Here is a 12,580-nt window from a genome sequence, read left to right as displayed (position 1 = left end):
CAACCTCTCGAACCATTGAAGGTGTCGAACCATGACAGTCGCCATCGACCGCGCCACCGGCAAGCGCCGCGGTGACCGCGCGCCTCGGCCCGGGCTGGGGCAGCGCATCCGCAACGGTCTCCAGAAATACTGGTACGCCTACGCGATGATCGCCCCGGTGGTCATCGTGCTCGGCGTCCTCGTGGGCTACCCGCTGGCGCGGGGCTTCTACCTGACCCTCACGGACGCCAACAGCCTCAACTCGGCGCGCACGATCGGCGTCAACCACATCGACGCCACCTACAAGTTCATCGGCCTCGACAACTACCAGGACATCCTGTTCGGCCCGACGGCCTACGACCGCTTCTGGTCCCACTTCCTGTGGACCGTCGTCTGGACGGTCGCCTGCGTGGCCCTGCACTACTCCATCGGCCTCGGCCTCGCGCTCATGCTCAACCAGAAGCTGCGCGGCCGCACCCTCTACCGGCTGCTGCTCGTCCTGCCCTGGGCCGTGCCGACCTTCGTCACCGTCTTCTCCTGGCGGATCATGCTCGCCGACTCCGGCGTGCTCAACCAGATCCTCGGCGCGCTCCACCTGCCCCAGCCCGAGTGGCTGGAGGACACCTTCTGGCAGCGGTTCGCCGCGATCATGGTCAACACCTGGTGCGGTGTGCCGTTCATGATGCTGTCCCTGCTCGGCGGCCTGCAGTCCATCGACTCCACGCTCTACGAGGCCGCGGAGATGGACGGCGCGAGCGCCTGGCAGCGCTTCCGGCACGTCACCCTGCCCGGCCTGCGCTCGGTCAGCTCCACCGTCGTGCTGCTCGGCATCATCTGGACCTTCAACCAGTTCGTGATCATCTTCCTGCTGTTCGGCAAGAACTCCGCCCCGGACGCGCAGATCCTCGTCACCTGGGCCTACGCCCTGGGCTTCGGCCAGCAGCCACGCGACTTCGCCCAGTCCGCCGCCTACGGCGTGCTACTGCTGTCGATCCTCACCGTCTTCACCTCCTTCTACTTCCGCTGGCTGAAGCGCAATGACCAGCTCGCCGTCTGACGCCGCAGGAGCCGCCGCCATGAGCACCACGACCCTGGACAAGACCGACACCGCACCGGCCCCCGCCCCGGGCACCGCGCCCCGGCGCCGCGTGCACCGGCGCGGCGAGCGCGGCCCGCTCGGCGCCGCCCTCCTGCACGGCGGCCTCATCGTTGCGAGCCTGATCGCCCTGGCCCCGGTGGCCTGGCTGTGCTACCTGTCCCTCGGCCCGGACAAGGAGGACTACCTCCACCCGGGCGGCATCGCGGGCAAGGCGACCTTCTCCAACTACAGCTTCGTGCTGGAGCACACCGGGTTCTTCGACTGGTTCAAGTCGACGATGATCGTGGCCCTGGGCACCACCCTCATCGGTGTCCTGGTCGCCGCCACCACCGGTTACGCGGTCTCCCGCATGCGCTTCCCCGGCTACAAGCAGCTGATGTGGGTCCTGCTGCTGACGCAGGCGTTCCCGATCGCCATCCTGATCGTGCCGATGTACGAGATCTTCAGCGACCTCGGCCTCATCGACACCTATTGGTCGCTGATCATCATCAACTGCTCCACCGCCGTGCCGTACAGCGCCTGGCTGCTCAAGGGGTACTTCGACACCATCCCCTTCGAGATCGACGAGGCCGGACGCGTGGACGGGCTCAGCCCCTTCGGCACCTTCTTCCGGCTCATCCTGCCGCTGGCCCGCCCGGGCCTGGCCGTGGCCGCGTTCTACAACTTCATCACCGCCGTCGGCGAGGTCGCCTTCGCGACCACCTTCCTCCTGGACGACTCCAAGTACACCTTCGCCGTCGGCCTCCAGACCTTCGTCAGCGAGCACGACGCCCAGTGGAACTACATGGCCGCCACCGCGGTGCTGATCGCGATACCCGTGACCGTGTTCTTCTACCTAGTGCAGAAGAACCTCGTCACCGGCCTCACCGCCGGCGGCACCAAGGGCTGACCGCCCGCCGGAGCAGGACTCCCGCGCGCCCGATCGCGCGGGTAGGCGGGCCGCGGTGCCCATCCGACCCCGCTGTCACCGCGGCCCGCCTCGCATCCGTCTCCGCCCCGTCCGGCCCGCCGCCGCACCCACCGTCTGCCCACATGCCCCAGTTACGTATCAAGGACGCCATGAGCCAGCAGCACTCCGCCGCACCGGCCCGCCACACCGCCGCCGCCACCGTCGCCGACCGCCGCGACTGGTGGCGGGACGCGGTCATCTACCAGGTCTACCCGCGCAGTTTCGCCGACAGCAACGGCGACGGCATGGGCGACCTGCAAGGCGTACGCTCCCGCCTGTCCTATCTGCGCGACCTCGGCGTCGACGCCGTGTGGCTCAGCCCCTTCTACGCCTCGCCGCAGGCCGACGCCGGCTACGACGTCGCCGACTACCGTGCCGTCGACCCCATGTTCGGCAACCTGCTCGATGCCGACGCGCTGATCCGCGACGCCCACGCGATGAGCCTGCGCATCATCGTGGACCTGGTCCCCAACCACTCCTCCGACCAGCACGAGTGGTTCAAACGCGCCCTCGCCGAGGGCCCCGGCTCCCCGCTCCGCGAGCGCTACCACTTCCGCCCCGGCAAGGGGAAGGACGGCGAACTCCCGCCCAACGACTGGGAGTCCATCTTCGGCGGCCCGGCCTGGACCCGGGTGACCGAGCCGGACGGCACCCCCGGCGAGTGGTACCTCCACCTCTTCGCCCCCGAGCAGCCCGACTTCAACTGGGAGCACCCGGCCGTCGGTGACGAGTTCCGCTCCATCCTGCGCTTCTGGCTGGACATGGGCGTGGACGGCTTCCGCATCGACGTCGCCCACGGCCTGGTCAAGGCGGAGGGCCTGCCGGACCTCGGCTCCCACGACCAGCTCAAGCTGCTGGGCAACGATGTCATGCCGTTCTTCGACCAGGACGGCGTGCACGCCGTCTACCGGCAGTGGCGCACGATCCTGGACGAGTACGCGGGGGAGAGGATCTTCGTCGCGGAGGCCTGGACGCCGACCGTGGAGCGCACCGCCAACTACGTCCGCCCCGACGAACTGCACCAGGCGTTCAACTTCCAGTACCTGGGCACCGAGTGGGACGCCGAGGAGCTGCGCACGGTCATCGACCGCACCCTGGAGGCCATGCGCCCGGTAGGCGCCCCCGCCACCTGGGTCCTGTCCAACCACGACGTCACCCGGCACGCCACCCGGTTCGCCAACCCGCCCGGCCTCGGCACCCAGATCCGCACCGCCGGCGACCGTGAACTCGGCCTGCGCCGGGCCCGCGCCGCCACCCTCCTGATGCTCGCCCTGCCCGGCTCGGCGTACATCTACCAGGGCGAGGAACTGGGCCTGCCGGACGTCGTGGACCTGCCCGACGAGGTGCGCCAGGACCCGGCGTACTTCCGGGGCGCCGGCCAGGACGGCTTCCGCGACGGCTGCCGGGTGCCGATCCCGTGGACCCGCGAGGGTTCCTCCTACGGCTTCGGCAGCGGCGGCAGCTGGCTGCCCCAGCCGCCGGCCTGGGCCGGGCTGAGCGTGGAGGCGCAGACGGGCGTCCCCGGCTCGACGCTGGAGCTGTACCGCTCGGCGCTGCGCCTGCGCCGGTCCCAGCCGGACCTGGGCGCTGGCGACGCCGTGGAGTGGCTGCGGGCGCCCGAGGGCGTCGTGGCCTTCAGGCGGGGCGAGTTCGTGTGCGTCGCGAACACGACCGGCGAGTCCGTGACCACCCCGTCCTACGGCCGCGTGCTGCTCACCAGCGGTGAGGTGACCGAGGCGGACGACGAGACGAAGGTGCCGGCCGACACCACGGTCTGGTGGACGACCGTCGCCTGACGGGCCCCGTCTGAAAGTTCTTGCATCAACTTCACAACGGCCCGCTGTCTTTCGGACGGCGGGCCTTTAACATCTGCGTCACCGCAAGTTTGCTGAAATATTTCAGCAAGCGCCTTCAGCGGTCCCTGCCTTCAACGTCGAAGGAACCCCACATGGCACGCAGAATGCTCCCCGCGGCGGTCTCCCTCACGGCCGCCGTCGCTCTGGTTGGCATGAACCCGACCACCGCCGCGGCCTCCCCGCCCGGCACCAAGGACGTCACCGCCGTCCTCTTCGAGTGGAAGTACGACTCGGTGGCCAAGGAGTGCACCAGCGCCCTCGGCCCGGCCGGCTACGGATACGTGCAGGTCTCCCCGCCCGCCGAGCACATACCGGGCTCGCAGTGGTGGACGTCGTACCAGCCGGTGTCGTACAAGATCGCCGGCCGCCTCGGCGACCGCACGGCGTTCCGGAACATGGTCGGCACCTGCCACGCGGCCGGTGTGAAGGTCGTCGTCGACACCGTCGTCAACCACATGTCGGCGGGCTCGGGCACGGGCACCGGCGGCTCCTCGTACACGAAGTACGACTACCCGGGCCTGTACTCCGGCTACGACTTCGACGACTGCACCTCCCAGGTGTCGAACTACTCCGACCGCTGGAACGTCCAGCACTGCGAACTCGTCGGCCTGGCCGACCTCGACACCGGCGAGGAGTACGTCCGCAAGACGATCGCCGGCTACATGAACGACCTCCTCACCCTCGGCGTGGACGGCTTCCGCATCGACGCGGCCAAGCACATCCCGGCCGCGGACCTGGCGAACATCAAGAGCCGCCTGACCAACCCGGCCGTCTACTGGAAACAGGAGGTCATCTACGGCGCGGGGGAGGCCGTCCAGCCCTCCGAGTACACCGGCAACGGAGACGTCCAGGAGTTCCGGTACGCCTACGACCTCAAGCGCGTCTTCACCAACGAGAAGCTGGCGTACCTGACCAACTACGGCGAGAGCTGGGGCTATCTGGGCAGCTCCTCCGCGGGCGTCTTCGTGGACAACCACGACACCGAGCGCAACGGCAGCACGCTGAACTACAAGTCCGGCGCCAACTACACGCTGGCCAACGTCTTCATGCTCGCCTGGCCCTACGGTGCCCCCGACGTCAACTCGGGCTACGAGTGGACGGACGCCGACGCCGGGCCGCCCAACGGGGGCACGGTGAACGCCTGCTGGCAAGGCGGCTGGAAGTGCCAGCACGCCTGGCCGGAGATCAAGTCCATGGTCGCCTTCCGCAACGCCACCCGGGGCCAGGCGGTCACCGACTGGTGGGACAACGGCAACAACTGGATCGCCTTCGGCCGGGGCGGCAAGGGGTACGTGGCGATCAACCACGAGCCGGGCAGCATGACCCGGACCTACCAGACGTCGCTCGCCGCCGGCACCTACTGCAACGTCCAGAACGACACCACGGTGACCGTGGACGCCGGCGGCCGGTTCACCGCCACCCTGGGCTCGAACACGGCCCTGGCCCTCTACGCCGGCAAGTCCAGCTGCTGAGCCGGCCTGCTGACGGTCCGTGAAACCTCTTTCTCAAGGTTTCACAAGTCTTGCTGTAAACCTTTCGTCGGCGGTACGGTCGCGCGGGCGCCCGGCAGCGCAGCCGTGCCGCGGGCGTAGGGGTCGGACCCGAATGAGCCGTAATCGCAAGGAGTTCCCGCCTGTGATACCGAGATGGCCGGCGCCCCCGAGGCGCCGTACCGCCCACGCCGGACGGGCCGCGGCCGTCACCGCCGCCGCCCTCGCCGCCGCACTGATCCAGCCGCCGGCCGCCCGCGCGGCCACACCGCCCGCACCCCCCTCGGACGCCGCCCTCGCCGCCCAGCCCGCCCGGCACGACGACACCCGCGAGCAGTTCTACTTCGTCATGCCGGACCGTTTCGCCAACGGGGACACGTCGAACGACCGGGGCGGCCTGACCGGCTCACGCCTCAGCACCGGCTACGACCCCACCGACAAGGGCTTCTACCAGGGCGGCGACCTCAAGGGCCTGTCCAGGCGGCTCGACTACATCAAGGGGCTCGGCACCACCGCCATCTGGATGGCGCCGATCTTCAAGAACCGTCCGGTGCAGGGCACGGGCGCCAACGCCTCCGCCGGGTACCACGGTTACTGGATCACCGACTTCACGCAGGTCGACCCGCACTTCGGCACCAACAAGGACCTCGAGGACCTCATCGCCAAGGCGCACGCCAAGGGCATGAAGGTCTTCTTCGACGTCATCACCAACCACACCGCCGACGTCGTGGACTACCGGGAGAAGACCTACGACTACCTGTCCAAGGGCGCCTTCCCGTACCTGACCGAGGACGGGCGGCCCTTCGACGACGCCGACTACGCCGACGGCCGCAGGAGGTTCCCCGCCGTCGACGCCGGCTCCTTCCCGCGCACCCCGGAGGCCACCCGGAAGTCCAAGGTCCCGGCCTGGCTCAACGACCCGGCGATGTACCACAACCGGGGCGACTCGACGTACGCCGGCGAGTCCACGACCTACGGCGACTTCTCCGGCCTCGACGACCTGTGGACCGAGCGTCCCGAGGTCGTCACCGGCATGGAGAAGATCTACCAGCGGTGGGTGAAGGACTTCGCGATCGACGGTTTCCGCATCGACACCGTCAAGCACGTGAACATGGAGTTCTGGACCCGGTGGGCGACCGCGCTCGACAAGTACGCGGCCGCGCACGGACGGAAGAACTTCTTCATGTTCGGCGAGGTCTACTCCGCCGACACCTCGGTCACGTCCCCGTACGTCACCCAGGGCCGCCTCGACGCCACCCTCGACTTCCCCTTCCAGGACGCGGCCCGCTCCTACGCCTCCCAGGGCGGCAGCGCCCGGCGGCTCGCGAGCGTCTTCGGTGACGACTACAAGTACACGACCGACAAGGCCAACGCCTACGAACAGGTCACCTTCCTCGGCAACCACGACATGGGCCGCATCGGGTACTTCCTGAAGCAGGACGACCCGAAGGCGACCGACGCCGAGATCCTCAGGAAGGACAGGCTCGCCAACGAGCTGATGTTCCTCAGCCGCGGCAACCCGGTCGTCTACTACGGCGACGAGCAGGGCTTCACCGGCTCTGGCGGCGACAAGGACGCCCGCCAGACCATGTTCGCCTCCAAGGTCGCCGACTACCTCGACGACGACGAGATCGGCACCGACCGCACCCACGCGAGCGCCGCCTACGACACGAAGGCCCCGCTCTACCGGCAGATCGCCGCCCTCTCCGAGCTGCGAGGGGCCAACCCGGCCCTGACCGACGGTGTCCAGACCGAGCGGTACGCCGCCGACGGGGCCGGTGTCTACGCCTTCACCCGCACGGACGCCAAGTCCGGCCAGGACTACGTCGTCGCCTTCAACAACGCCGGCGAGGCGAAGTCCGCCACCTTCACGACCGGCTCCGCGGGCATGACGTACCGCGGCGTCTACGGCACCGACGCCACCTCCCGGACCGACGCGGACGGGAAGATCACCGTCACCGTCCCGGCCGGCTCCGCCGTCGTCCTCAAGGCGTCCGGCACCCCCGCCGAGCCCACCGCCGCGCCCACGGTCACCCTCAAGGCCCCGGCCGCCGGTGCCACCGGGACCGTCGAGCTCTCCGCCGGCGTCGACGGCGGCCGACTCGACCGGGTCGTCTTCGCCGCCCAGGTCGGCAACGGCACGTGGCGCACCCTCGGCTCCGCCGACCACGCCCCCTACAAGGTCACCCAGACCATCGGCGAGGACGTGCCCGTCGGCACGGCCCTGCGCTACAAGGCCGTCGTCGTCGACTCGGCCGGCCGCACCGCGAGCGCCATGGCGAGCAGCACCACCGGCACCCCGGCCGCACCCGAGGTCCCCACGGCCTCGTCCCGGGACTACGCCATCGTCCACTACAAGCGCACCGACGGCGACTACGCCGGCTGGGGCCTGTACGCCTGGGGCGACCTCGCCGACGGCGAGGCCACGAACTGGCCCGCCAGCCACCCCTTCACCGGCCGCGACGCCTACGGCGCCTTCGCCTACGTCAAGCTGAAGCCGGGCGCCTCGAACGTCGGCTTCCTGGTCATCGACAAGGACGGCGACAAGGACGTCTCCGCCGACCGGACGATCGACGTCACGAGGACCGGTGAGGTCTGGATCGAGCAGGGCAAGGCGGACGTCCTGACGACGAGGCCCGACCACCCCGCCCAGGACGAGACCAAGGCGGTCGTCCACTACCACCGCGCCGACGGCGACTACGACGGCTGGGGCCTGCACGTCTGGACGGGTGCCGCGCACCCCACCGACTGGTCGGACCCGCTGAAGCCGGTGGAGACTGATGCCTATGGCGCGGTCTTCGAGGTGCCGCTCACCGAGGGTGCCGGCAGTCTCAGCTACATCATCCACAAGGGCGACGACAAGGATCTCCCGACCGACCAGTCGCTGGACCTCAAGGCGAACGGCCACGAGGTGTGGCTGTTGAACGGCCAGGAGAAGTACCTGCTGCCGCAGCCCGCGGGCAGCGCGGCCGCCCTCGACCTGACCACCTCCAAGGCGGTCTGGATCGACCGGGACACCGTCGCCTGGAACGGCTCCGACGGCGCCGCCTCCACCCAGCTGCTGTACTCGCGCGACGGCTCCATCGCCGTCGAGGACGCCACGCTCACCAGTGACGACGAGCGCTGGATCCGGCTGACGAAGACCACGCTCAGCGACGCCCAGAAGGCGAAGTTCCCGCACCTGAGGGACTACACCGCCTGGTCCGTCGACCCGCGCGACCGGGACCGGGTGCGCGAGGCGCTCAAGGGGCAGCTGGTGGCCTCGCAGCGCGCCGCGAACGGTGCCGTGCTGGCCGCGACCGGTGTGCAGATCGCCGGCGTGCTGGACGACCTGTACCCGGGCGCGGCCCGGGCGAAGCTCGGCCCGGCCTTCCACGACGGCAGGCCGACCCTCGCCGTGTGGGCGCCGACGGCCCAGAGCGTCTCCCTGGAACTGGACGGCTCGCTCAAGGCCATGCACCGCGACGACACCACCGGCGTGTGGTCCGTCACCGGGCCGGCGTCCTGGAAGGGCAAGCCCTACCGGTACGTCGTGAAGGTGTGGGCGCCCAGCGTCCGCAGGATGGTCACCAACAAGGTCACCGACCCGTACTCGGTCGCGCTCACCGCGAACTCCGAGCGCAGCCTGGTCGTCGACCTGAACGACAGGTCCCTCGCCCCGAGCGGCTGGTCGGCCCTGCGCAAGCCCAAGGCCGTACCGCTGAAGGACGCGCAGATCCAGGAGCTGCACATCCGGGACTTCTCCGTCGGTGACCCCACCTCGAAGCACCCGGGCACCTATCTGGCCTTCACCGACAAGGACAGCGACGGCTCCCGGCACCTGAAGGCACTGGCGAAGTCGGGGACCTCGTACGTCCACCTGCTGCCCGCCTTCGACATCGCCACCATCCCCGAGAAGAAGGCCGACCAGGCGACCCCCGGCTGCGACCTGGCCTCCTACCCGGCCGACTCCGACAAGCAGCAGGAGTGCGTGGCGAAGACCGCCGCGAAGGACGCCTACAACTGGGGCTACGACCCGTACCACTACACGGTCCCCGAGGGCTCGTACGCCACCGACCCCGACGGCACGGCCCGCACGGTCCAGTTCCGCAAGATGGTCCAGGCGCTCAACCAGGACGGCCTGCGGGTCGTCATGGACGTCGTCTACAACCACACGGCGGCCAGTGGCCAGGCGGACACCTCCGTCCTGGACCGCATCGTGCCCGGCTACTACCAGCGGCTGCTCGCCGACGGCTCGGTGGCCGACAGCACCTGCTGCGCCAACACCGCGACCGAGAACGCGATGATGGGCAAGCTGGTCGTGGACTCGATCGTCACCTGGGCCAGGGAGTACAAGGTCGACGGGTTCCGCTTCGACCTCATGGGCCACCACCCGAAGGCCAACATCCTGGCCGTCCGCAAGGCCCTCGACGCGCTGACCGTCGCCAAGGACGGCGTCGACGGCAAGAAGATCATCCTCTACGGCGAGGGCTGGAACTTCGGCGAGGTCGCCGACGACGCCCGGTTCGTGCAGGCCACGCAGAAGAACATGGCCGGCACCGGCATCGCCACCTTCTCCGACCGCGCCCGTGACGCGGTGCGCGGCGGCGGCCCGTTCGACTCCGACCCCGGCGTCCAGGGCTTCGCCTCCGGGCTCTACACCGATCCCAACGCGTCCACGGCCAACGGCACCGAGGCGGAGCAGAGGGCCCGGCTGCTGCACTACCAGGACCTGATCAAGGTCGGCCTGACCGGCAACCTCGCGAAGTTCCGCTTCACGGACACCGACGGCAAGGAGGTGACGGGCGCCGAGGTCGACTACAACGGCGCGCCCGCCGGATACGCCGCCGCACCCGGCGACGCCCTGGCCTACGTGGACGCGCACGACAACGAGTCGCTGTTCGACGCCCTGGCCTACAAGCTGCCCAAGGACACCTCCGCGTCCGACCGGGCCCGGATGCAGGTCCTGGCGATGGCCACGGCAGCCCTCTCACAGGGGCCGTCGCTCTCCCAGGCGGGCAGCGACCTGCTGCGCTCGAAGTCGCTGGACCGCAACTCCTTCGACAGCGGCGACTGGTTCAACGCCATCCACTGGAACTGCGCCGACGGCAACGGCTTCGGACGCGGCCTGCCCCCGGCGGCAGACAACCGGTCCAAGTGGGACCACGCCAGGCCGCTGCTCACCGCCGTCAAGGTGGGCTGCCCGCAGATCACCGGCGCCTCGGCCGCCTACCGGGACCTGCTGCGGATCCGCACGGCCGAGCAGGCGTTCTCGCTCGGCACGGCCGCCCAGGTGCAGGACCGGCTGTCCTTCCCGCTGTCCGGCAAGGACGAGACGCCCGGCGTGATCACCATGCGGCTGGGCGACCTGGTCGTCGTCTTCAACGCCACGCCGCAGGAGCAGAAGCAGCGCGTCGACGCCCTCGCCGGGACGCCCTACCGGTTGCACCCGGTGCAGGCCACCGGCGCGGACCCGGTGGTGAAGACCTCCGCGTACGCGGCCGGCTCGGGCACGTTCACCGTGCCGGCGCGGACCGTGGCGGTGTTCACTCGGGCGAAGAACTAGGGTGAGGCCGTTGTCGTAGAACAGGAGTGCGCATGCCGCAGATCACCATCGACTACTCCGGCACCATGGAGAACGCCTTCGACCGCGAGGGCTTCGCGCGGGCGCTGCACGAGGCGACCGTGGAGATCGCGGCGGCGAAGCCGGAAGCCTGCAAGACGCAGTTCCGGCCGAGCGCGTACACCGCTTTCGGGTACGAGGACCCCGGGGCGCGCGGGCACGCCGTCGTGCACGTGACGATCGGGCTCCTCGCCGGACGCAGCGACGAGACGAAGGCGAGGCTCGCGGAGACGGCCCTGGAACTGCTCCGCAAGCATGTGGCGGACGTGGCGTTCAGCGTGCACGCTTCCGCAGAGGTCCGCGACCTCGACCCCTCGTACCGGAAGTTCGACCGTTAGGACCTCTCGTTCGGATCAGGCCGGGCCCGCCGGCCTGATCCAAACGAAAGACCCTAGTGACCTGAGTCAGAGGTTCGTCGTTGGTTTGGTGTGAATCGTCGTGGACCGAAGATCCCGCCGTTGTCGGTGACTGATGCCCAGCGGGCTGTGCTTGAGGGATGGGTGCGTCGCCGGTCGACGGCTCAGGCTCTGGCCCTGCGGTCCCGGATCGTCCTTGAGTGCGCCGAAGGGCACTCGATCATGGAGGTGTCACGTCGGCTGAAGGTCGCTCCGGACACGGTCCGCACCTGGCGGAGACGCTTCCTTGACCGTGGTCTGGACGGCCTGTCCGACGAGCCCAGGCCAGGTGTCCCCAGACAGATCACGGACGCGGATGTCGAGCGGGTCATCGTCAAGACACTGGAGGAGAAACCGGCGAACGCCACGCACTGGTCGACAAGGTCGATGGCGGCTGCGACCGGGATGTCCCAGTCGGCCATCTCGAGGATCTGGCGAGCGTTCGCCCTGGCCCCGCACCGCTGCGAGACGTTCAAACTGTCCACCGACCCGCTGTTCATCGACAAGGTCCGCGATGTGGTCGGCCTCTACCTTGACCCGCCGGAGAAGGCCCTGGTGCTGTGCGTGGACGAGAAGTCCCAGATCCAGGCCCTGGACCGTTCGCAACCGGTGCTGCCGATGATGCCTGGCGTTCCTGAACGCCGCAGCCACGACTACGTCCGCGCCGGCACCACAACCCTGTTCGCAGCCCTGGAAGTGGCCAGCGGCAAGGTGATCGGTTCACTGCACCGCCGGCACCGGGCCGCCGAGTTCAAAAAGTTCCTGGCCAAGCTCGACAAGGAAGTCCCCGGAGACCTCGACGTGCACCTGATCCTGGACAACTACGCCACCCACAAGACGCCCGCCATCAAGAAGTGGCTGCTGGCACATCCCCGCTTCCACCTGCACTTCACACCCACCGGCTCGTCATGGTTGAACCTGGTGGAGCGATGGTTCGGCGAGCTGACCAGCAAGAGACTCCGCCGCGGCGTCCACCGCTCCGTCCAAGCCCTCGAACGTGACATCCGAACCTGGCTCGCCGACTGGAACGCACACCCCCGACCCTTCATCTGGACAAAGACCGCCGACGAGATCCTCGACAAAGTCGCCGCTTACTGCCAACGAATCTCCGACTCACGTCACTAGTAGTGCTTCGTTAGGTCTTTTCGTTGTCGCTGATCAAGAGCATGTTGGGGCGTGTGGATGCGCATGAAGTGAACCGATTACGGGC

Annotated in this window: 7 protein-coding genes; all 7 read left to right on the top strand. The window is 69.1% G+C overall.

The features are described 5' to 3' along the window. The first annotated feature begins 31 nt into the window (after positions 1 to 31). On the top strand, positions 32 to 1,036 hold the full coding sequence (locus JK361_RS08260) for a carbohydrate ABC transporter permease (protein ID WP_201815056.1): 1,005 nt from the start codon (positions 32 to 34) through the stop codon (positions 1,034 to 1,036). Between the two features lie 19 nt (positions 1,037 to 1,055). Continuing rightward, positions 1,056 to 1,967, top strand: a complete 912-nt coding sequence (locus JK361_RS08255) for a sugar ABC transporter permease (RefSeq protein WP_201815055.1) — start codon at positions 1,056 to 1,058, stop codon at positions 1,965 to 1,967. A 170-nt stretch (positions 1,968 to 2,137) separates the two neighbouring features. Beyond that, positions 2,138 to 3,823, top strand: coding sequence for a glycoside hydrolase family 13 protein (locus JK361_RS08250; protein WP_201815963.1), 1,686 nt, complete (start codon positions 2,138 to 2,140; stop codon positions 3,821 to 3,823). A gap of 152 nt (positions 3,824 to 3,975) precedes the next feature. Beyond that, on the top strand, positions 3,976 to 5,355 hold the full coding sequence (locus tag JK361_RS08245; RefSeq protein ID WP_201815054.1) for an alpha-amylase: 1,380 nt from the start codon (positions 3,976 to 3,978) through the stop codon (positions 5,353 to 5,355). A gap of 163 nt (positions 5,356 to 5,518) precedes the next feature. Further along, positions 5,519 to 10,918 carry a pullulanase-type alpha-1,6-glucosidase gene (gene pulA / locus JK361_RS08240; RefSeq protein WP_201815053.1) on the top strand — a complete coding sequence of 1,800 codons (5,400 nt, stop codon included), beginning with the start codon at positions 5,519 to 5,521 and terminating at the stop codon, positions 10,916 to 10,918. Between the two features lie 32 nt (positions 10,919 to 10,950). After that, positions 10,951 to 11,313, top strand: a complete 363-nt coding sequence (locus JK361_RS08235) for a 5-carboxymethyl-2-hydroxymuconate Delta-isomerase (RefSeq protein WP_201815052.1) — start codon at positions 10,951 to 10,953, stop codon at positions 11,311 to 11,313. Between the two features lie 111 nt (positions 11,314 to 11,424). Next, a complete protein-coding gene (locus tag JK361_RS08230) occupies positions 11,425 to 12,495 on the top strand; it encodes an IS630 family transposase (RefSeq protein ID WP_443732161.1) in 1,071 nt (356 codons plus the stop codon). Positions 12,496 to 12,580 lie beyond the last annotated feature (85 nt).

The organism is Streptomyces musisoli (assembly GCF_016741855.1).
In the GTDB taxonomy this organism is placed as follows: domain Bacteria; phylum Actinomycetota; class Actinomycetes; order Streptomycetales; family Streptomycetaceae; genus Streptomyces; species Streptomyces musisoli.
This window is presented reverse-complemented; position numbering and strand designations above follow the sequence as displayed.

Coding starts and splice junctions, on each gene's coding strand:
- JK361_RS08235 (WP_201815052.1), top strand. CDS start 10,951: ATGCCGCAGATCACCATCGACTACTCCGGCACCATGGAGAACGCCTTC.
- JK361_RS08255 (WP_201815055.1), top strand. CDS start 1,056: ATGAGCACCACGACCCTGGACAAGACCGACACCGCACCGGCCCCCGCC.
- JK361_RS08260 (WP_201815056.1), top strand. CDS start 32: ATGACAGTCGCCATCGACCGCGCCACCGGCAAGCGCCGCGGTGACCGC.
- JK361_RS08250 (WP_201815963.1), top strand. CDS start 2,138: ATGAGCCAGCAGCACTCCGCCGCACCGGCCCGCCACACCGCCGCCGCC.
- JK361_RS08245 (WP_201815054.1), top strand. CDS start 3,976: ATGGCACGCAGAATGCTCCCCGCGGCGGTCTCCCTCACGGCCGCCGTC.